Origin of the sequence: Kitasatospora sp. NPDC048722, from assembly GCF_040650235.1 — a bacterium.
Classification (GTDB): domain Bacteria; phylum Actinomycetota; class Actinomycetes; order Streptomycetales; family Streptomycetaceae; genus Kitasatospora.
The window spans coordinates 137,557-156,995 of record NZ_JBEZGX010000002.1 but is presented as its reverse complement, the minus strand read 5'-3'; the positions used below and the strand labels follow the sequence as shown (position 1 = coordinate 156,995).

Sequence of the window (19,439 nt, the reverse complement as noted above, 5' to 3'; positions counted from 1 at the left end):
GCCCACAATGGCCCGGTGAACAGGTCCATAGGCGACGCTCCCGACCGGTCCAAAGCCGCCGACCCCGGCGCCGACTTCCTCCAGCTCGACACCGCCGAGGCCCCGCCCGGCGGACTCACCGACTGGCTCGCCCACCGCCTGCGCGAGGCGGTCGCCGACGGTCGCCTCCCGGTCGGCGACCGGCTGCCCGCGACCCGCGTGCTCGCGGCCGAACTCGGCGTCTCCCGAGGGGTGGTGGCCGACGCGTACCGGCGCCTCGCCGAGGAGGGGCAGGTCGCCGGGCGGGGGAGGGGCGGCACCGTCGTCGTCGCGGCCCCCGCGCCGCCCGCCCCGGCACCGTCCGTCGCCCGTCCGGAGCCCCCGCTGTTTTGCCCCGATCCCGGGCCCGAGGTGTTCGACGCCCTGCGTGCCGCCCCCGCCCGGATCGACCTCTCGCCCGGCCGCCCGGACCTCGCCGCCTTCCCCCGAGCCGCCTGGCTGCGCGCCGAACGCGCCGTCCTCGACGGCTTGTCCGCGCACGATCTCGGCTACGGCGACCCGCGCGGCACGCCGGAGCTGCGCCGGGCCGTCGCGCACTGGCTCGCCCGCAACCGCGGCGTCCGCGCCGACCCCGACGAGGTCCTGATCACCGCTGGAACCGCCCAGGCCCTCGCCCTGACCGGCCAGGCGCTCGGCCGGGCGGGCATCACCGAGGTCGCCGCCGAGGACCCGGGCTCGCTCGGAGCCCGCCAGCACCTCGCGCACTGGCTCGCCGCGACCCCTCCGGTCCCGGTCGACGCCGACGGCGTCCGGGTCGACGCGCTGCGCGCCACCGGCGCCCCCGCTGTCCTGCTCACCCCTGCTCACCAGTACCCGACCGGAGTGGTCCTCACCGGTGAGCGGCGGCGCGAACTCCTGCGCTGGGCGGGCGAGGGCGGGCTCGTCATCGAGGACGACTACGACGCCGAGCACCGCCACGACCGCCCGCCGGTGCCCGCCCTGCGTGCCGCCCTCCCGGACCGCGTCCTGTACGCGGGCAGCGTCTCCAAGCTGCTCGCGCCCGCCCTGCGCACCGGCTGGCTCCTCGTGCCGCCCCGCTTCCGCGAGGACGTGCTCGCCGCCAAGCGCTACGCCGACCTCGGCAACCCCGTCCTGCCGCAGCTCGTCCTCGCCCGGATGATGGAGTCCGGCGCGCTCGAACGCCACCTGCGACTGCTGCGCCGCCGCCACCGCAGCCGGCGGGACGCGATGATCGCCGCCGTCCGCCAGCACCTCCCCGGCGCCACCGTGCACGGCGCCGCGGCCGGGCTGCACCTGATGCTCACGCTCCCCGCGGGCCTCGGCTGCACCGACACCGAGCTGGCGACCGCGGCGCTCGCGCACGGGGTCAAGGTGCAGCCGCTGTCGTGGCACGCGCGGCTGCCGTACGCGCAGGGGCTGGTCCTCGGGTACGCGGCCGGTGCGCCGGGGGAGACCGCGGAGGGGGTGGCGGTGCTGGGGCGGCTGGTGCGTCGGTCGGGGTAGCCGGGGGCGCCGGGGCCGCTCGTGCCCGGCGCTCGGTGGAGCGCTTCAGGGTCTCGGCGAGGGCGGCGCCGGGGGTGCGGCCGATGAGCGCGGTGACGGTGCGGGTCAGGCGGGCCTGGTCGGCGAACCCGGCCGCGGCCGCCGCGGTCGCCAGGCCCGCGGCGCCGCTGTGCACCACGGGGGTTGAGACCGGTGGGCGCGCGGGTTCCGGTGTCGCGTATTCGGCGGCTCATGCCCCGAGGCACAACGCCGGGTAGGAGATCAGGCCGGCTGGTTGTGGTCTGGCATGATCGCGCGGTGAATGTCTGCTCTTCCCGCGCGCCCGCCAGGTCCTGCGCATCCAGCGCAGACGCCCCTGTACGGGGCGAGGAAGTGGTCCAGTGAGACCGTCTACGCCATCAGGGGATAGCCGCAGCTGGAAGGCTGCCGCACTGGTCGCTTCCAACGTTACAGCGTTTTTCCGGCACCGGGCTGACTACGTCGTCTACCAGTGGGAGAACTCCACAGATGTGCATACTCTGGGCAATAAGGTCGGTCCTGACGAGTGCATCGGCGTCTGGGTTGATTCATACGACGAACATCTCGTCGCAGAGGGGGCTGGTGCAAGGATCAAACTTGGAATGATTCGTCTTCCCACAGACTCCCAGGAATCTCCTCATGACACCCAGGAGGTTCAAAGCTGAGGCCGGATCCACCGGCCTGATGCCAGGGTGATCGTTTAGCCTGGCCTCGGAGATCCTGTTGTCGGCCGCCGCCCGCCGCGCCGAACGTGCGGTCGCGGCTGCCGAAGCGTGACGGCGGCGCGCACCGTCATGTGGGCGATGATCTGGGTACGCTGACGAACCGTACGCGCTCCCCGCGTGCGGAGTCCGTCCCGTTCCCGTCCGTCCCGTTCCGGGAGGCCCGATGTCCCCGCTCCGGCGTTCCGCCCAGCTCGTGGCGGTGCTCTCGGCCCTGGCCGCTGCGCTCGGGCCGGTCGTCCCGGCCGGCTCGGTGCCGGTGCCGGCCCGCGCGTCAGGTCCGGTGGAGAGGAGCGCCGCCATGCCGTCCACGCTCGACTCCCGACTGCTCGCCGGCCGCCGGATCGTCTACTCCTACCAGGGGCCGACCCCGTCGCCCGTGGTGCTCCGGGCGATCCGCGAGGGCCGGGCGGCCGGAGTGATCCTGTTCGGCGAGAACGTCACCAGCCCGGAACAACTGGCGGAAGCCGTCGGCCAGTTGCGGGAGGCTGCGGCGGAGTCGCCGGTGCCGGAGCCGCTTCTGCTGATGACCGACCAGGAGGGCGGCAAGGTCCGCCGGCTGCCCGGTGCGCCCGAACTCTCGGCCCGCGCCACCGGATTGTCGCCCGACCCGCTCGCCGAGGCGGCCCGCTCGGGCGTCGGCGCGGGGGAGAACCTCGCGGAGTCCGGCCTGAACGTCAACCTCGCCCCCGTGCTGGACGTCTACGACACCCCGGGCAACTTCATCGACCGCCACGAGCGCTCGTACGGCCGGGACCCGGCCGTGGTGGGCCGGCTGGGCAGCGCTTTCGCCGCCGCGCAGCAGGGTCTCGGGGTCGCCGCCACCGCGAAGCACTTCCCCGGTCTCGGCTCGGCCGCCCGGGACGAGAACACCGACGAGCGCCCGGTCACCCTGCCCGTGCCGCTCGCCGAGCTGCGGGCCCGCGGCGAGGAGCCGTACCGGGCGGCGATCGCGGCGGGCGTGCGCCTGGTCATGGCCTCCTGGGCGGTCTACCCGGCACTCGACGCCGAGCGCCCGGCGGGCCTGTCGCCCGCGATCGTGCGGGGCGAGCTCCGGGAGCGCCTGGGCTTCGGCGGCGTCACGGTGACGGACGCCCTCGAAGCCGGCGCCCTCACCCCGTACGGCGACACCGGCGCCCGCGCCGTCGCGGCCGCCGACGCCGGCATGGACCTCCTGCTGTGCTCGGCCCGCGACCCGCAGCAGGGCGAGGACGCGGCCGCCGCGGTCGCCGCCGCCCTGGACTCGGGCCGGCTGGACCGGGCGGCCTTCGACGCCTCCCTCGCCCGCATCACGGGCCTGCGCGCCGCACTCGACTGACGGCCGGCCTCAGGGCGCGGGCGGTGCGGCGCGCAGCCCGTCGAGGATGATGCGCAGATTGCGCTCCCACTGCTGCTCGTGGGCCCGGAGGCCCAGGGTGCGTTCGCCGGTCGCGGCGGCGGCGAGCAGGAACGGGACGTCCTCCCACGCGACGTCCGCGCGCATCGCGCCCGTCTCCTGGGCGCGTTCGACGAGCTGCCGGATCCGGCCCCGCAGGTCCGCCAGCTGCCGGGCGAGCGAGTCCCCGCAGGCCCCGCCGAGCGCCTCGCCGATGCCGCAGCTCTCGGCGCGCAGCCCTACGTAGGCCGCCGCGAACCCGCAGAACCCGTGCCAGGGGTCGGGGTCGGTCAGGGCGTCGTCGGCGCGGTCCGCGATCTCGCCCAGGAGCTCGTCGAGCAGCGCTTCGAGCAACACCTCCAGCGAGGGGATGCGCCGGTAGAAGGTGCCGACGCCGACGCCCGCCCGGCGGGCGATCTCGTGGGCCGAGACGCCGACGCCGACCTCGGCCACGGCGGTTCTGGCGGCCGCCACGAGGCGTTCGACGTTTCGCCGGGCGTCGGCGCGCGGGAGCCGGCCCGACGCGTCGGCGAGCAGGCGTTCCACGGTGCTGTCGCGCTGGGCCGGCGACGGCGCGTTCGGCGGTGCGTTCATGGGCCGATCCTAGCCGCTAACTGGACCAATCCTGTCCGCTTGGCTAGAGTCCCCGACAGGTCAAGCGGACAAGGTCTGTCCGTTTAAGGGTTGGGGGCTTGTCGTGGCACCTGTCGTGGAACCGCGGAAGATCCGGGTCGGCATCCTCGGGGCGAACCCCGACCGGGGGTGGGCGGTCCGGGCGCACCTGCCCGCGCTGCGGGCGCTGTCGCAGTACGAGATCACCGCGGTCGGCACCAGTCGCCCGGAGAGCGCCCGGGCGGCGGCCCGCGCCTTCGGTGCGGCGCACGCCTTCACGGACGCCGGGCGGCTGGCCGAGCACCCCGACGTGGACCTGGTCGTCGTCACCGTGAAGGTGTCCGCGCACGTCGAGCTGGTCGGGGCCGCACTGGCGGCCGGCAAGCACGTGTACTGCGAGTGGCCGCTGTCCCGGACCACCGGCGAGGCGGAGGCGCTCGCGGCGGCGGCCCGCAGTGCCGGCGTGCACCACGTGATCGGGCTCCAGGCGCGGTACGCCCCGGCGCTCGCCCATGCCCGCGAGCTGATCGCCGGTGGCGGCCTCGGGCGCGTCGCCTCGGCGACCGTCCACGCCGCCCGAGGCAAGGGCGCGGGAGGGCTGATTCCGGGCTGGGCTGCCTACACGCTCGACGGTGCCGCCGGTGCGGGGACCCTGGAGGTCGCGGGCGGGCACACGCTCGACGCGGTGCAGCACGTGCTCGGCGGGATCGAGGACCTGGCGGCGGTCACATCCGTCTCCCGGTCCGAGTACACCGTCGCCGAGACCGGCGCCACGGTCGTCGCGACCGGTCCCGACCGGCTGCACCTCGACGGGACCCTCGCCGGCGGCGCCCGCCTGTCGGTCACCGTCCAGGACGCCGAGGGCGTGGAGGCCGGGACGCGCCTGGAGGTCACGGGCACCGAGGGCGCCCTGGCGATCGTCTCGACCGGTCCCGGCGGCCCGGCCGGCATCCAGATCGGCGAGCTGCGCCTGTTGCGGGCGGACGCCCCCGGCGGTGCCTTCCGGGCGGTGCCGCTCCCCGACCGGTACCGGCTGCCCGGGATCGGCCGCGACGCCGAGGGTTTCAACGTGGCCCGGCTGTACGCCCGGCTGGCCCGCGACCTCCGGTCGGGCGAGCACGGCGCGCCCGACTTCGGCGAGGGCGTGCGGGTGCACCGCCTGCTCGACGCGATCAGGCGTTCGGCCGACGCGGGCGGTGCCCGGCGGGTTCTGGTCCGGCCGTAGGGCCGTCCCATTTCCCGGTTCTCCCCTCCGGTGGCGGCGGATCTGCCTGTAGTGTTCTGACGACACGTCACTTCGGCGGCCGAGCTCGGGAGTTGGCAGCGCCCGGCTCGGCCTCCGCGGCCGCGTCCGGGGTGGCCGCGCCCCTTCGGGGCCGTTTCGATGCCGTCGCGACCTTGCGCCGATGCTGTGACGACTTGAAGAATTCTTCATCTCCAAGGATGATGCTTGCCGGCCGTGCGCCCGCACCCGGCCGTCGACCCAGCCGCACACGAGGGAGGGAGCGGACGATGCCCGTCCCGCTGTACCAGGCCAAGGCGGAGTTCTTCCGCACGCTCGGCCACCCGGTCCGGATCCGGGTGCTGGAGCTCCTCCAGGACGGCCCCCGGCCGGTCCGCGAGCTGCTGGCCGAGATCGAGGTCGAGCCGTCCAACCTCTCCCAGCAGCTCGCGGTGCTGCGCCGCACCCAGCTGGTCACGGCCACCCGCGAGGGCAACACCGTGGTGTACGCGCTCAGCACCCCGGACGTCGCAGACCTGCTGCGGGCCGCGCGGCGGATCCTGACCGAGCTGATCACCGACCAGGGCGCGCTGCTCACCGAACTGCGCGCGCCCGGGGCGGCGCTGCCGGGCCGCTGAGGCGCCCGGCAGTCGTTCCGTCCGGCCCTCGCGCGCGCCCGGACCGCAGACCGTTCCACCCGAGGAGAACCCGCCGCCATGAGTGAGAGCACGCCCGACAGCACGAGCGAGGAGCAGCGCCGCCGCAAGGCGATGCTCATCCGTGCCGGCATCTACGTCTTCGCCACGCACCTGTTCGCCGGCTTCGTCCTGCTGCTGTTCGCGCTCGGCGGCCGGAAGTAGCCGAAGAGCTCCGTCCCGACCGTCCGCCGGCTAGTGGTAACGGCGGCTGGTGCTCGTCCAGGCCTGGACGCCCTCGACGAGTTCCCGGGTGCCGTCGAGGTACCAGTCGCTCTCCGGGTGCCGCCGCAGCAGCTCGCGGCGCAACAGCGCGCTCTCGTTGCGCAACTGCGCGACCCGGGCGCGGACCGCGCCGACGGCCCGCGTGCGGGTGCAGCCCCGCAGGCGCTGCAGCGTGAGCACGGTGTTGAAGGCGGCGGCGCCCTGGCGCTCCTCCCGCCGCAGCGAGTAGAGGTCGTTGATCAGCGTGGCGGCGTCGGCGGTGTGGGCGCGCAGCCGGTGCAGGACGGGTTCGGCGTGCAACGCGGCGGGGGCGTCGGCGCCGTGGACGCGTTCCAGTATGTTCATGAACGGGTAGAGGCAGCTGCCGTGGCGGCGCAGCCGCATCGTCTCGGCCAGGCCGAGCCGGGGGACGGTGCCGTGGGCGCGGTGCACGGCCTCGGCGGGGAAGGTCGCGAGGCAGGCCTGCCACTCGCGGGCGGCGCGGGCGCGCCAGGCGGGGGAGGCCGACTCCGTCTGGCGATGCCACAGTTCGTGCCAGGCGGCGGTGAGCGGGTCGTCCCCGACGGCCGGTGCCGTGCCGTCCAGCACGGCGATCAGCGGGTCGACGATCGCCCGGGCCTCGGCGGGCCGGCGGCCGGGCGAGCCGTCGAAGCTGTCGTCGAGGATGGTGAACCAGCCGAGGACGTCGATCAGGAGGTCGAGGTCGGCGCCCCGGGCGCGCGGGTACGCGTGGCCGATCAACTCCGGCAGGGTGTAGGCCTGGTAGCGGGGGAGCTCGGCACGGGTGAGAAGGCCGCGGTCGACCGCCCAGTCGGCGTGCCGGGCGGTGGCCGCGGCCAGTTCGGCGGCCGGGCGGGCGGGTCGGCGCACGGGGTGCGCGGCAGGTCGCAGGGCGGGCTGGTCGGTGGGCTGGTCCACGGGCTGGTCCGCGGGCCGGCGCGGGTCGGCCGGACACCGGCCCGCTGCGGTCTCCTGCCGACCCCGGCCGCTCTCGCGCGGCGCCAGCCGGACCCGCAGCCCGTGCGCCTGGACGGTCGTCCAGACCACCTCGCGGGCCGGCGCGCCGGGGACGGCCACCGGCCGCCAGCGGCGCAGGATCGCCGCCGTCGCGACGGTCAGTTCGGCCCACGCGAAGGCCTCGCCGATGCACTTGTGCTTGCCCGCGCCGAACGGCAGGTAGGACTGCCGCCCGGCGCCGCCGTCCTGCCACCGCTCGGGGCGGAAGGCGAGCGGGTCCGGGTGGCGGACCGGGTCGCGGTGCAGCGCGGTGAGGCTGTACAGCAGCTCGGTGCCGGCCGGGATCCGGTACGGACCGAGCTCGACGGGCACCTGCGCGGTGCGCATCAGGAACGCGTTGGGCGCGTGCAGCCGCACCGCCTCCTGGGCGACGGCGCGCGTGTACGTGAGGCGGGCGAGCGCCTCGGGCGTGGGGACGGTGCCGGTCGGCAGGTGCTCGTCCAGCTCGGCGAGGACACGGGCCTCCACCTCGGGGTGGCGCAGGAGCTCGTCGATCAGCCAGGTGAGGGTGGTGGAGACGGTCTCCGTCCCGGCGCCGAACATGGTGATGGCCTCGGAGCGCACGTCGGCCTCGGTGAGCGGACGGCCGGTGGCCGGGTCGGTCGCGGCGCGCAGCACGGCGGGCAGCGTGCCGGCCGGATCGCCGTTGGCCGGATCGCCCTCCGCCGTCCGGCCGTTGACGGCCTGGTCGACGACCCGGTTGAGCACCCGGACGGCCTCGTCGAAGCGCCGGTTGACGGGCAGCGGCAGCCGGGCCATGGCCGGGTGGGGGTAGAGCGACTGGACGATCTGGCCCTTGACCAGGTCCGGCAGCGCGCGGTGGAAGGCGAGCGTGGCGTCCTCGCTGAGCCGGGCGTCGAACAGGGAGCGGGTGACGATCTCCAGCGCGAGGTGGTTCATCTCCTTGGCCACGTCGAGGACCTGACCGGGCCGCCAGCGGGCGGCCCGCTCCTCGGTGACCCGGTGCATGACGGCGACGTACCCGGCCATCCGGTCCGCGCCGAAGGCGGGCTGGATCACCCGGCGGCGGTCGCGGTGGGCCTGGCCCTCCGACATCAGCAGGCCGTCGCCGAAGGCTGTTCTGAGGGTGTCCTGGACGGCGCCGCGCGGGCAGTCGTGGGCGTGGGCGGTGAGCAGCGCGTGGACGAGCGCCGCGTCGGTGACCACGCAGACGGTGCGCGGGCCGAGCCGGATGCGGACCACGCCGCCGTGGCGGGCCAGCGAGCCGAGGAAGCCGAGCGGGTCGCGCAGCAGGGCGGCCGCGTGGCCGAGGCCGGGGAGCGCGCCGGGGGCGAGCGGCGGGACGGCCGCGGGGGAGGGGGCTCCCGTGGCTGTCGGTGGAGTGGCCTTCGGTGGAGCGGCTGCTCTCGGCGTCCCCGGGGCCGCCGCCGTCCTTCTCGCCGCCGGTGTGCTGCTCGTCGCGAGTGTCTCCGTCGTCAGGGTCATGACACTACCTCTCACCAGATGGGCCGGTGCGGCGGTACCGCGGGATGCGCCGTCGCGTCGGCCGGGAGGCGGGGACCCGGTCAGCGCGGGCCCCGCGTGCGGGGCGCACGCCATAGGAAACGCGCCGTTCGCACGGGCGTTGCGCCGCGCGCGGGCGGATCACCCCAACGGGCCATCGGCGACACCCGCCCGCGCGTCCCCGGCGGCCGGCCCGCACGGCCGCCGCGACCTGCGGTGACGACGGTGCGCCGGTGCGCCCGGGCGTGCCCCGCGGGCAGGGTCTTTCGGCCCTCGCCGGTCGGCCGCGGGCGGGTCCAGCATGGTGGCGGACAAGGAGGTTCCCTGATGACCCGTCTGCGCCGCCGGCCCGCGCTCGACGTGCGCGTCGAGATCCGCGGCGAACTGCCGCGCGAGGACGCCGAGTACGTCCGGACCCGGGCGCTGGACCTGGTCGCCGTGCTCGGCCCGGGCACGCGCTCGGCCCGGGTGCGGCTCACGCGCCTGCGCGACCGGGGCGTCGGCCGGCCCGCCGTGGCGCAGGCCGGCGTGGAGCTCGACGAGGTCGGGCCGGTGCGGGTGCAACTCGCCGCCGTCACGGCCCGGGAGGCCGTCGACCTGGCGCTCGGCACCCTCACCGGCCGGGCCGGGCGGCTGCGCGAGCACGGCCACATCGGGCTCGCCGCCGTCCACGAGAGCGCCTACCGCCCGCAGTTCGCCGCCCGGCCGCTCGCCGAGCGGCGGATCGCCCGGCGCAAACCGGTCGTCCCGGCGCTGCGCACCCCCGAGCAGGCCGCGCGCGACATGCTCAGGCTCGACCGCGGGTTCCACCTCTTCACCGACGAGGGCAGCGGCCAGGACAGCGTCGTCCACCGCCACTCGCCGCTGGGCGGGATCGGGCTGCTGCGGGCGCTGCGGACCGAGGGCGGCGCCGTCTGCGAGACCCTCCCGCTCGACGAGCACCCGGAGCCGGCGCCCTGTCTCGACCTGCGCCAGGCGGCCCGGCAACTCTGGCTGACCGGGCGGCCGTTCGTCTTCCACACCGACCCCGGTGACGGCCGTGGCCGGGTGCTGTACCGCCGCTACGACGGCCACTACGGGCTGATCGCGCCCGTGCCCGACGCCGGCCGCCGGGACGGCTCGGTGTGATCTGCACCGTGCCTACACGAAGCTGGGGCCCGGGAGGTGAGGGCGGGACGGCCGGGGGGCAGGAATCCCCCCGTACGCCGCTCCGCCACCGAACCGGTCCGACGCCACGAGACGGGAACTGGGATCACATGGACTGCGACGACGAGGTCATGGTGACCGTCCGGATCAGCGCCGCGGAGCGGGCCCTGCTGCGTTCCCTGGCACGCGACCGCGGCGGGGACGTCTCCGACGTGGCGGTGGACGGCCTGCTGGACGTCATCACCGCCCTGGACGGCGACGCCGCCGCCCGCCGGCTGCGGCGCGTGCTCGCCCGGCCCGCGCCCTGTGCCGTGACGCTGTGGCTGCCGGCACCGGTCGCCGACCTGCTGCCGCTGCTGGGCGAGCGGATCTCCCGGACGGGCGGCCCGGCGGCGGGCCCGGCCAGCTCCGCGCTGTCCGCGGCCCTGCGGCTCTGGCTCGGTGGCGACCCGGCGGCGCTGGCCGTCGCCCTCGCCCGGTTGCGCTGCGGCCGGGGTGCGGTCCGGCAGGACCCGGGTCCGGCCGTGCGGCGGGCTGCGCACGCCGCCTGAGGCCGTCCGAAGCCGTCGCCTGAGGCCGTCCGAAGCCGCCTGACGTGGGCTGATGCCGCCCGCGATCAGGGCCCGTTCACGCGTCCCGAAGATTTTCGAAAGAAGTTTCTGTTATTCCCACCCGTCCCATCCGGTCTCCCACGTGTCGGAAGGCCCGGCGCCCGTCACCACGGGGGCGCGGGCCGTCGCACGAGGAAAGGAACGCGATGGGACACCGCAGCACGGAGCTCCGTCGACGCAGGCGCAGGCGGTTCACCCGCAGGACGACGCTGATCGCCGCGGCGGTCGCCGCCGGCCTGGTCGCGGGTGCGCTCGGCATCTCGACGGCGCTCGAACCGGCGGGCGGCCGCACCAACGCCACGGTCTCGGCGGACGGTCCGGTCCTGGGCAACCAGGCGGGTGTGGTGTCCGACGACGGCAGCGGCGAGACCGGGACCGCCGAGGGCGCGACCCAGGCCCCCGCGCCCAAGCGCGACCAGAAGGCCGCTCCGCTCAAGGAGATACCCAAGGACCAGCCCGACCGCGGCCTGGTCTACGCCGGTCTGACCCTGCCGAACGGCGACCGCTGCGCCGGGTCGCTCCAGGTCTCCGGCGGTCAGCTGTGCAGCCACGGCCCGGACGCCCCGCCGAAGGACGTCGACATCCACAAGGACGTCGCGCCGGTGGCCGCCGCGGCCGCCCAGGCGCCGGTGCTCACCCCGTCCGCCAACGCCCAGCCCCCGTCCGCCGCCGACCTGTTGAAGGGCGCCGCGCCGGTCCTCGACGCAGGCCAGAAGGCGCTGCTGGGCGACCCGGCCGGTGCCCCCCAGCAGACCACCCCCGCCGCGTCCGGCGGTTCGTCCGTGGTGTGCGAGGGTGACGGCAGCAGCGGCAACCGCATCCAGGTGGTGTACGTCCACGCCCCCGGCAACGACCGCTACGCCCAGTACCTGGCCTCCTTCAAGAAGTGGGCCGCCGACGTCGACGTCATCTACAACGCGAGCGCCCAGGAGACCGGCGGCGCGCGGCACGTCCGCTTCGTCACCGATTCCGACTGCTCCGCGTCCGTGCTGAACGTGCAGATCTCCGACGCGGCGCTCCAGGACTTCAACGCGAGCAACAACGCCCTCGCCGCGCAGGGGTTCAACCGCAAGGACCGCAAGTACATGATGTTCACCGATGCCAAGGTGTACTGCGGCATCGGCACCTTCGCCGGCGACGAGCGCCCCGGCCAGGACAACCTCAGCAACTTCGGTCCCTCGTACGGCCGGACGGACTCGGGCTGCTGGGGCGGGCACACCGCGGCGCACGAACTGGGCCACAACCTGGGCGCGGTGAACAACAGCGCGCCGAGCACCAGCAAGGGCGGCCACTGCGTCTACGACTACGACCTGATGTGCTACTCGGACTACCCGTACTACCCGCAGATGAAGCTCGTCTGCCCGGACCGCTCGCACTACGACCGGCTCGACTGCACGCACGACGACTACTACAGCACCGACCCGAAGCCGGGCAGCTACCTCTCCTCGCACTGGAACGTCGCCAACAACCGCTTCCTGATCACCGGCAACGGCGGTGGCACCGGCCCCAACCCCAACCCGTCGCCGACCGCCACTCCCACGCCGTCCCCGACCGCCTCGCCCACCCGGACCGCGTCGCCGTCCCCGACGCCCGGCGGCGGCACGACCGGCTCGCCTTCCCCGACGGCGACCGCCACCGGCAGCCCGACCGCGACCCCGACCCCGACCGGCACCCCCACCGCCGGCACCGGCTCGCCTGATGTGACGGTAAGCCAGATCACGCAGAACTCGGTCATGCTGAGCTGGCCGGGCGTCCCGAACGCGGCCGGCTACGACGTCCTGCTCGGCGGCCAGACCATCGGCACCGTCCGCGCCACCGTCGTCGGCCTCGTCCGCCTCGCCCCCGGCACCTCGTACAGCGTCGCGGTCGCCGTCCGCGACGCCGCCGGGTCCGTCGGCAAGCCGGGCCGCACCGTCACCTTCCGCACCGCCGCCGACGCCGGACGCCCGCAGCCCGGCACCCACTACACGATGGTCAACGGCCTCACCGGCCAGGCCGCCGACCTGTGGGGCAGCTCGATGAACGACGGCACCGTCGCCATCGCCTACCAGCGCACCGGCTACGCCAACCAGAAGTGGGCGTTCGAGGACGCCGGCGACGGCGCGGTGCGGATCAAGTCCGTCCGCTCCGACAAGTGCCTGCAGCTGGGCGGCGATCCGGTCGCCGGCCAGTACGTCGCACAGCAGCCGTGCTCCGACGCCGCCACCCAGAAGTGGCAACTCACCTCCTCCGGCGGCGGGTTCAGCCTGACCGCGGCCGGCAGCTCGCTGGTGCTCGGGGTCAGCGACCGCTGGTACTACGGTGGTTGGCTGCTGGAGCTCCAGCAGCCGAACGGCCAGCCGTACCAGAACTGGTCGCTGCAGAAGACCGCCTGAGTCCCCTGAGGATCCCGGGTGCGGCCGCCACCACCTCACCGGTGGTGGCGGCCGCACCCGCACCCGTTTTCCCCCGCACGCCCCACCCCCACGAGGAACCCCGCCATGCGCACCCGAACGCTCCTCGCCGCCCCCGCGCTCGCCGTGACCGCCCTCGGCCTCGCCGCCCTCCCCGCCTCCGCCCACGGCGACACCGTCCACCTGGAGATCCCCGGCCAGCAGAACGGCCACGTGACCACCGTCGCCACCTTCGAGAACGACCGCGACCCGGTCGTCGACGAGTTCGCCGGCACGCTCGCCGCGACCTCCGGCGACGGCCGCTCGGCCGGCCCGTGGGTGCTCGTCGCCGTCCCGGGCCGCCCCGGGACGTACACGACGCGCGAGACGCTGCCCGCCGGGCACTGGAAGGTCACCGTCGACTGTGCGTTCCCGTCGCTCGGGCACGGCGAGCGCGAACTCGACGTCGAGGCGGCCGCGATCACCGACCCGGCCCCGGCGATGACCGGCCCCGCCCCGGCCGGGCCGTCCCTCCCGCCGTCCCTCCCGCCGTCCGTCTCACCGGTCGTCAGCAGCGCCGCCCCCACGGCCGTCGCCGCCCCCGAAGCCGCCCACGCCGCCGCGCCGCCGGCTCACGAGACCACCTCGGACGCGACCACCTGGGCCGCCATCGGCACCGCCACCGCGGCCGTCGTCCTCGTCGCCGTCGGCTACTGGCTCCGCGCCCGCGCCGCCCGCCGCTGACCTTGCCGCCACGGTACGTGGTGGAACCGTCCGCTCCGCGCCGCCGTCCCTGCTCTCAGGACCGGCCGCCACCCGGCGGCCGGACGGACGAAAGCGAGCACAGCCTATGAAGAAGGTCCTCATCACCGGCGGAGCGGGCTACATCGGCAGCACGGTCGCGTCCACGCTGCTCGACCGGGGAGTGACCCCGGTCGTGCTGGACGACCTGTCCAAGGGCCGGGCCGAATTCGTCGAGGACCGGATCTTCTACCAGGGCGACATCGCCGACCCCGAGCTCCTCGACCGCGTGTTCGCCGAGCACCCCGACATCGACGCCACCCTGCACTGCGCGGCCCGGATCGTCGTCCCGGAGTCGGTGGCCAAGCCGCTGTACTACTACCGGGAGAACGTCGCCAAGACCGTCGAACTCCTCGACTCCCTCCAGCGCCACCACTGCACCCGCGTCGTCTTCAGCAGCTCGGCCTCCATCTACGCGCCCACCCCGGACGGCCGCGTCGACGAGACCTGCGCCGTCGACGCCCAGAGCCCGTACGCGCGCACCAAGCAGATGATGGAACGCATCCTCCAGGACTGGACCCGCGGCGAGGACGCCGAGGACCAGCGCGTCATCACCCTGCGGTACTTCAACCCGATCGGCGCCGACCCGCAGCTGCGCACCGGCCTCCAGGACCTCCACCCCTCGCACGCCCTCGGCAAGCTGATCGAGGCCCACGGCGACGGCACCCCGTTCACCGTCACCGGCACCGACTGGGCGACCCGCGACGGCTCCGGCATCCGCGACTACATCCACGTCCAGGACGTCGCCGACGCCCACGTGGCGGCCCTCCTGCGCTTCGACGAGGTGATCGCCCCGGCCGCCGCCGAGCGCTACCGCGTCGTCAACGTCGGCACCGGCGAGGGCACCACCGTCCGCGAACTGGTCGCCGCCTTCGAAGCCGCCGTCGGCACCCGCCTCGACGTCCGCGAGGCCGGCCCCCGCCCGGGCGACGTCATCGGCTGCTACGCCGCCGTCGACACCGCCGAATCCCTCCTCGGCTGGACCCCGCGCCGCACCATCACCGAAGCCGTCGCCGACGCCCTGGCCTGGCGAGCCAAGTGGACCACCCACCTGAGCACCACCGCTCCCTGACGGCCCGGGTTCGGCTACCCGGGCCCGCCGGTCACTTCACCGCATCCGCCGACTTCTGCCAGTTGTCGTGGAGGCGGTCGAGGTACGACTGCGCCTGCGAGCCCGGTCTGGCGCCGCGGGCGAAGGCGAGCATGTTGGAGGAGCCGGTGTTGTAGCCGAGGGCGAGGAGTTCGTCGCGGGTGTAGGGGCCGGTGGGTTTGGCGGGGAGCTGGTCGGCGAGGTCGCGCAGGTGCCAGGACTCGGCCTGGACGGCGAGGTTGCGGTCGTCGGGGAGTTCCTCCCAGCGGCGGGAGGCGAAGTCGCGGCCCTTCTTGGTGTCGTCGAACGCGGCGCGGTGCATGTTGGCGATGCCGAAGGAGGCGTCGGGCTTGCTGCGCTGCCAGGCGCGTTCCAGGTCGGGGTCGTGCGGCTTGTAGGACTCGTTGTAGAGGATCGCCATCACGAGCTGCGGGTTCACGCCCGCCTGGGCCGCGTACTCGCGGACGGGCTTCGCGTAGTCGGCGGGGTCGTAGTCCCGCGGGGAGGACGGCGCAGGGGGCGATGAAGGGGCGGACGCGGCGGACGAGGAGGAGACCGAGGGTGCGGAGGGCGGGGCGGCCGGTGCACCGGGGTGGTCGCCGCCGCGGATCATGCCCCAGCCGACGGCGACCACGAGGCCGACGGCGATCCAGCGTCCCCAGCGCGGTCCGCCCTGTTCTTCGCTCACTGTTGCCGGCCCCTCCCCGTCCGTCCGGAATTCCGTTCGATGTCCGTGCAGGTGGACGCCTGTCCGGCGGGTGCTACTCGCCCGGCTTCTGCTCGCCGTCGAGGTTGCGGAGGAAGTCCTTGGCCTTCTCGACACCGGTGTCGATGTGGCCGCTGTACTTGCCGTCCGTCCGGTCGTCGATGGCGTCGCCGACCTTGTCCAGACCCTGCCCGATCACGTCGCTGTGCTCGCGGGCGAGGTCGGTGGCCTTGTCCGCGAGGTTCTTCAGACTCTCAAACATGGTGACGCTCTGCTCCTCTGATGCGTTCCTGTTGATGTGCCGACGTGGCGGGGGGCATGATCGTTCGGATCATGACGATCCTAGCGACGGCCACCGGGTGGTTCGCCCGTGCGGAGCGCGGCGGGTGACTTTGCCGAAATGGGTTTGTATGCTCCAGTCCCACTTCTACAGCGCTGTAGAAGTGGGAACCGCTGCCTGGACGCTCCGCGTCCCGGCACGCAGAGCGGCGCGCTCGCGCCGCGGCAGCCGAAACGATCGAGGGAAGTGCGCATGGCCGGGCAGCGGGCGAGAACGCCGTACCAGGAGGCCGGGCCGCGCCCCGACGACGCCGCCGTCCCCGCACAGCGGTCGCGTCCGGCGGGCGCGGGCGAGCAGACTCCGGCGGGCGGCCCGCGGGGCCAGCGCGCGAACGCCGCCGCGCGGCGCAAGCAGCAGGCGCAGAAGCGCGGAAGCCTCGTGGCGGTCGTGCTGGCGATCGGCCTGCCGCTGGCCGGCGCCGTGGCGGACGAGCTGGGCGGCCCGGGAGTCGGCATCTTCTTCGCCGTGGCCGCAGTCCTCGGCACGGGGCTCGCCGCGCTCCTGTGCAGCCCGGCGGGCCGCTGGTGGGTGGTGACCGGCGCGCCGCTCGTGGTGCTGGTCACGGCCTCCGCCACGGAGTACGTGTTCAACGGTGACAACTACCAGAACACCAAGCAGCTCGGCACGGGCGCGCTGCGCTGGGTCGTCGGGGCGTTCCCGGTGATGGCGGCGGCGGTGGTGGCGGCGCTCGTGGTGATCGTGGCCAAGGCCGTGGTCGAACGACGGCGGCCGGAGGGCCGGCAGCCGGAGGCCCCGGCCGGTGGCGGCGGGGCACCCGACGGCAACCGGAGGAGTCGACGTGGCTGACCGCAGGACCCCGCGCGGGCGGGCCCCGCGCAGCGGACCGGCGCCGCTGGCGGTCGCGGCCCGCACCATCGCCTGCGCCGTCTCGGTGGCCGTGCTCGGGGCGAGCGGCTTCACGTGGTACGAGTACCGCAGCCTCGACGACGGCATGACCAAGTCCGGCGCGCTCGGCGAGGCCAAGAAGAACGCCCCGCCGCACCTCGACAAGTCGGTGAACCTGCTGCTGATCGGCCTCGACAGCCGCAAGGACATGGACGGCAACGACCTGCCGAAGCAGTTCGTCGAGGACGAGCTGCACGCCGGGTCGAGCGAGATCGGCGGGTACAACACCAACGCGCTGATCGTCCTGCACATCCCGGCCAACGGCGGCAAGGTCACCGCGCTGTCCGTCCCGCGCGACGACTACGTGCAGACGGTCGGCGCGGACGGCAAGATGCACAAGATCAAGGAGGCGTACGGGATCGCCAAGGAGGCCGCCGAGGCGAAGCTCGCCAACAAGGGGCTCTCCAAGGCGGAGCTGGAGCGGCAGAGCCGTGAGGCGGGGCGTTCGGCCACCATCCAGACGGTGCAGAGCTTCCTGGACGTCCCGATCGACCACTTCGCCGAGGTCAACCTGATCGGCTTCTACGACATCGCCAAGGCGGTCGAGCCGATCCAGGTCTGCCTCAACCACCCGGTCGACGACCCGATCATCGCCCGCACCGCGAGTCACGAGGGCGGCGGCACCGGGCTCAAACTGCCCGCCGGCATCAGCTCGCTGAACGCCGCCCAGGCGCTCTCCTTCGTCCGCCAGCGCCACCACCTCACCAACGGCGACCTCGACCGCACCCACCGCCAGCAGGCGTTCATCTCCTCGGTCGAGTACAAGCTCAAGCAGCAGGGCATCCTCAACGACTTCGGTCAGATGCAGAAGCTGTTCGGGGTGGTGAAGAAGGACGTCGTCATCGACAACGAGTGGAACATCCTCGACTTCGCCCAGCAGGCGCCCAACCTCACCGGCGGCAACGTCGAGTTCAACACCCTGCCGATCACCGGGTTCAAGACGGTCGGCGGCCAGGAGGTCAACACCGTCAACCCGGACCTGATCAAGAAGATCACCCGGCAGCTCTTCAGCCGCGACCCGGCGCCCGTCCAGGCCGCGCCCGACGCGGGGGACGCCGCCGCCCCGAGTGCCGCGCCCACGACGGCCGCGGCGACGCCCGCCAAGGACAAGTCGACCGTCGACGTCCTCGCGGTGACGGCCGCCGGGCCCGGCGCGGCGGCCAACGAGTCCAAGGCGCTCACCGAACTCGGCTACCCGGCGGGCAAGGTGGGCGACGCGACGGGCAAGGCGAAGACCACCACGGTCACGTACGGCAACGGCGCCAAGGCCGACGCCCAGGCGATCGCGGCCCGCTACGGCGTCACCGCGACGGCGGCCTCGGGCGTGCCCGCCGGGCACGTCATGGTCACGCTGGGCAGCGCCCGCGCCGCCACGCCCAGTGCCCCGCCGTCCGCCGCTCCCTCCGGCGATCCGGGCGACCCGGCGGCCGGCCTCCCGATGCAGGGACCGGCGGTCAAGGCGGGCGGCATCCCCTGCGTCGACTGACGGCCGGAGCGTTCGCTGGGCGGTGGCCGGAGTCCGGGGCCGCCGTCCCGCGGCCGGCCCCCGAACGCCCGCCGGTCTCGAGGGGAACCGATACCCTGGGTGACCGGAACGACCGAGGAGGAGGGGCGGCGGACGTGCCGAAGCGCACCACGCACGAGGAGTCGGCCTGCCCGGTCGCCCGCCCGCTCGACGTCGTCGGCGACGGCTGGACGCTGCTGATCGTCCGCGACGCCTTCGACGGGCTGCGGCGCTTCGGGCAGTTCCAGAAGAACCTCGGCCTCGCGAAGAACGTCCTGTCGGCGCGCCTCGCCAACCTCGTCGCGAACGGCGTCTTCGAGCTCGCGCCCGCCGCCGACGGCAGCCCGTACCAGGAGTACCTGCTCACCGAGAAGGGCCGCGCGCTGTTCCCGGTGGTCACGGCGCTGCGGCAGTGGGGCGACCAGTGGTTCTTCGGGGCCGACGAGCCCCGCGCGCGCCTGGTGGAGCGGGAGTCCGGCGCGCCGGTCGCGCCGGTGGAGGTGCGGGCGGCGGACGGCCGGGTGCTCGGGCCGGACGACACCCGGGTGCTGCTGCCCTGAGGCGTGCCGCTGCCACCGGCGGGTCGAACCGCCGGTGGCAGCGGGGGAGTCACGCGATCAGGGGGTTGGGGCCGAGGCCGTTGCGCAGGGTGGCAGCGTGGACGGGGCGGTGGTCGCGCACGTCGCCGTCGGCGTGTGGACCGTCGGCGTCGTGGTGCCGACGGATGTCGTGCCCGCGGACGTCGTCCTGAGGGACGCGGTCGCCGTGGGCGGGCACGTCGGCAGCGTGCCGGGTGTGCCGGGCGGCCGACACGTGGCCGTCGACGTCGGAGTTCCCGGGGATGTGGTGGTCGCCGTCGCCTTCGTTTCGGACGGGGTGCCCGAGGAGGACGACGGCCCGCCCGACGAGGTGGTCGAGCCGGAGGTCGTGGACCCGGAGGTGGTCGAGCCGGAGGTCGTCGAGCCGGAGGTCGTGGACCCGGAGGTGGTCGAGCCGGAGGTCGTCGAGCCCGAGGTCGTGGACCCGGAGGTGGTCGAGCCGGAGGTCGTCGAGCCCGAGGTCGTGGACCCGGAGGTGGTCGAGCCGGACGTCGTGGTGCCCGAGGTCCGT

At 74.6% G+C, this 19,439-nt stretch carries 18 protein-coding genes; 14 read left to right on the top strand and 4 right to left on the bottom strand.

Features of this window, described 5'->3' with window-relative positions; genetic code table 11:
* The first annotated feature begins 15 nt into the window (after positions 1-15).
* Together AB0C76_RS02695 and AB0C76_RS02690 are read left to right on the top strand one after the other, a co-directional pair.
* Entirely contained in the window at positions 16-1,503 is a 1,488-nt protein-coding gene (locus AB0C76_RS02695) for a PLP-dependent aminotransferase family protein (RefSeq protein ID WP_359958536.1), read from the top strand.
* Positions 1,504-2,409: 906 nt separating this feature from the next.
* Positions 2,410-3,561, top strand: a complete 1,152-nt coding sequence (locus AB0C76_RS02690; protein WP_359958534.1) for a glycoside hydrolase family 3 N-terminal domain-containing protein — start codon at positions 2,410-2,412, stop codon at positions 3,559-3,561.
* A 9-nt stretch (positions 3,562-3,570) separates the two neighbouring features.
* Here the strand turns inward: AB0C76_RS02690 and AB0C76_RS02685 are convergent, their stop codons facing one another.
* Positions 3,571-4,212 carry a TetR/AcrR family transcriptional regulator gene (locus tag AB0C76_RS02685; RefSeq protein ID WP_359958533.1) on the bottom strand — a complete coding sequence of 214 codons (642 nt, stop codon included), beginning with the start codon at positions 4,210-4,212 and terminating at the stop codon, positions 3,571-3,573.
* Between the two features lie 103 nt (positions 4,213-4,315).
* On the opposite strand from AB0C76_RS02685, the gene AB0C76_RS02680 reads away from it, so the two are divergent.
* The 3 genes from AB0C76_RS02680 (at position 4,316) to AB0C76_RS02670 (ending at position 6,312) form a co-directional block, all read left to right on the top strand.
* Positions 4,316-5,455: a Gfo/Idh/MocA family oxidoreductase gene (locus AB0C76_RS02680; protein ID WP_359958531.1), complete on the top strand. Its 1,140-nt coding sequence runs from the start codon at positions 4,316-4,318 to the stop codon at positions 5,453-5,455.
* Positions 5,456-5,742: 287 nt separating this feature from the next.
* Entirely contained in the window at positions 5,743-6,090 is a 348-nt protein-coding gene (locus AB0C76_RS02675; RefSeq protein WP_359958530.1) for a metalloregulator ArsR/SmtB family transcription factor, read from the top strand.
* Positions 6,091-6,168: 78 nt separating this feature from the next.
* Positions 6,169-6,312 carry a DUF6126 family protein gene (locus AB0C76_RS02670; protein ID WP_359958528.1) on the top strand — a complete coding sequence of 48 codons (144 nt, stop codon included), beginning with the start codon at positions 6,169-6,171 and terminating at the stop codon, positions 6,310-6,312.
* Positions 6,313-6,342: 30 nt separating this feature from the next.
* On the opposite strand, the gene AB0C76_RS02665 is transcribed toward AB0C76_RS02670, so the two are convergent.
* Positions 6,343-8,835, bottom strand: coding sequence for a cytochrome P450 (locus AB0C76_RS02665; RefSeq protein WP_359958526.1), 2,493 nt, complete (start codon positions 8,833-8,835; stop codon positions 6,343-6,345).
* Positions 8,836-9,180: 345 nt separating this feature from the next.
* Between AB0C76_RS02665 and AB0C76_RS02660 the strand changes: the two genes are divergently transcribed.
* The 5 genes from AB0C76_RS02660 to galE all read left to right on the top strand — a co-directional run bounded on the left by AB0C76_RS02660 (position 9,181) and on the right by galE (position 14,855).
* Positions 9,181-9,981, top strand: a complete 801-nt coding sequence (locus AB0C76_RS02660) for a sigma 54 modulation/S30EA ribosomal C-terminal domain-containing protein (RefSeq protein ID WP_359958523.1) — start codon at positions 9,181-9,183, stop codon at positions 9,979-9,981.
* Between the two features lie 128 nt (positions 9,982-10,109).
* Complete coding sequence (locus AB0C76_RS02655) at positions 10,110-10,550, top strand: hypothetical protein (RefSeq protein WP_359958520.1); 441 nt, start codon at positions 10,110-10,112, stop codon at positions 10,548-10,550.
* Positions 10,551-10,756: 206 nt separating this feature from the next.
* Complete coding sequence (locus AB0C76_RS02650) at positions 10,757-12,985, top strand: RICIN domain-containing protein (protein WP_359958517.1); 2,229 nt, start codon at positions 10,757-10,759, stop codon at positions 12,983-12,985.
* Positions 12,986-13,090: 105 nt separating this feature from the next.
* On the top strand, positions 13,091-13,726 hold the full coding sequence (locus tag AB0C76_RS02645) for a hypothetical protein (protein WP_359958514.1): 636 nt from the start codon (positions 13,091-13,093) through the stop codon (positions 13,724-13,726).
* Positions 13,727-13,832: 106 nt separating this feature from the next.
* The gene (gene galE / locus AB0C76_RS02640) at positions 13,833-14,855 is read left to right on the top strand and encodes a UDP-glucose 4-epimerase GalE (RefSeq protein ID WP_359958511.1); all 1,023 of its coding nucleotides are present in this window, start codon (positions 13,833-13,835) and stop codon (positions 14,853-14,855) included.
* Positions 14,856-14,886: 31 nt separating this feature from the next.
* Here galE and AB0C76_RS02635 read toward each other — a convergent pair whose 3' ends face one another.
* Entirely contained in the window at positions 14,887-15,486 is a 600-nt protein-coding gene (locus tag AB0C76_RS02635) for a lytic transglycosylase domain-containing protein (protein WP_359958917.1), read from the bottom strand.
* Between the two features lie 148 nt (positions 15,487-15,634).
* On the bottom strand, positions 15,635-15,841 hold the full coding sequence (locus AB0C76_RS02630; protein WP_359958508.1) for an antitoxin: 207 nt from the start codon (positions 15,839-15,841) through the stop codon (positions 15,635-15,637).
* A 270-nt stretch (positions 15,842-16,111) separates the two neighbouring features.
* On the opposite strand from AB0C76_RS02630, the gene AB0C76_RS02625 reads away from it, so the two are divergent.
* The 4 genes from AB0C76_RS02625 to AB0C76_RS02610 all read left to right on the top strand — a co-directional run.
* Positions 16,112-16,726: a DUF6542 domain-containing protein gene (locus AB0C76_RS02625; RefSeq protein ID WP_359958505.1), complete on the top strand. Its 615-nt coding sequence runs from the start codon at positions 16,112-16,114 to the stop codon at positions 16,724-16,726.
* Positions 16,719-18,311 (top strand): LCP family protein, encoded by a 1,593-nt coding sequence (locus AB0C76_RS02620; RefSeq protein WP_359958502.1) that lies wholly within the window; start codon positions 16,719-16,721, stop codon positions 18,309-18,311. The genes AB0C76_RS02625 and AB0C76_RS02620 overlap by 8 nt, the downstream gene beginning before the upstream one ends.
* A 134-nt stretch (positions 18,312-18,445) precedes the next feature.
* Positions 18,446-18,889: a helix-turn-helix domain-containing protein gene (locus AB0C76_RS02615; RefSeq protein ID WP_359958499.1), complete on the top strand. Its 444-nt coding sequence runs from the start codon at positions 18,446-18,448 to the stop codon at positions 18,887-18,889.
* A gap of 97 nt (positions 18,890-18,986) precedes the next feature.
* Positions 18,987-19,439, top strand: a 453-nt coding sequence (locus tag AB0C76_RS02610; protein WP_359958497.1) for a hypothetical protein, incomplete at its 3' end; no start/stop codon positions are given.

Excerpts from the sequence above, each read along its gene's own strand:
- AB0C76_RS02625 (WP_359958505.1), top strand. The coding sequence starts at position 16,112 with ATGGCCGGGCAGCGGGCGAGAACGCCGTACCAGGAGGCCGGGCCGCGC.
- AB0C76_RS02655 (WP_359958520.1), top strand. The coding sequence starts at position 10,110 with ATGGACTGCGACGACGAGGTCATGGTGACCGTCCGGATCAGCGCCGCG.
- AB0C76_RS02660 (WP_359958523.1), top strand. The coding sequence starts at position 9,181 with ATGACCCGTCTGCGCCGCCGGCCCGCGCTCGACGTGCGCGTCGAGATC.
- AB0C76_RS02685 (WP_359958533.1), bottom strand. The coding sequence starts at position 4,212 with ATGAACGCACCGCCGAACGCGCCGTCGCCGGCCCAGCGCGACAGCACC.
- galE (WP_359958511.1), top strand. The coding sequence starts at position 13,833 with ATGAAGAAGGTCCTCATCACCGGCGGAGCGGGCTACATCGGCAGCACG.
- AB0C76_RS02675 (WP_359958530.1), top strand. The coding sequence starts at position 5,743 with ATGCCCGTCCCGCTGTACCAGGCCAAGGCGGAGTTCTTCCGCACGCTC.
- AB0C76_RS02665 (WP_359958526.1), bottom strand. The coding sequence starts at position 8,835 with ATGACCCTGACGACGGAGACACTCGCGACGAGCAGCACACCGGCGGCG.
- AB0C76_RS02635 (WP_359958917.1), bottom strand. The coding sequence starts at position 15,486 with ATGATCCGCGGCGGCGACCACCCCGGTGCACCGGCCGCCCCGCCCTCC.
- AB0C76_RS02670 (WP_359958528.1), top strand. The coding sequence starts at position 6,169 with ATGAGTGAGAGCACGCCCGACAGCACGAGCGAGGAGCAGCGCCGCCGC.
- AB0C76_RS02690 (WP_359958534.1), top strand. The coding sequence starts at position 2,410 with ATGTCCCCGCTCCGGCGTTCCGCCCAGCTCGTGGCGGTGCTCTCGGCC.
- AB0C76_RS02645 (WP_359958514.1), top strand. The coding sequence starts at position 13,091 with ATGCGCACCCGAACGCTCCTCGCCGCCCCCGCGCTCGCCGTGACCGCC.
- AB0C76_RS02650 (WP_359958517.1), top strand. The coding sequence starts at position 10,757 with ATGGGACACCGCAGCACGGAGCTCCGTCGACGCAGGCGCAGGCGGTTC.
- AB0C76_RS02630 (WP_359958508.1), bottom strand. The coding sequence starts at position 15,841 with ATGTTTGAGAGTCTGAAGAACCTCGCGGACAAGGCCACCGACCTCGCC.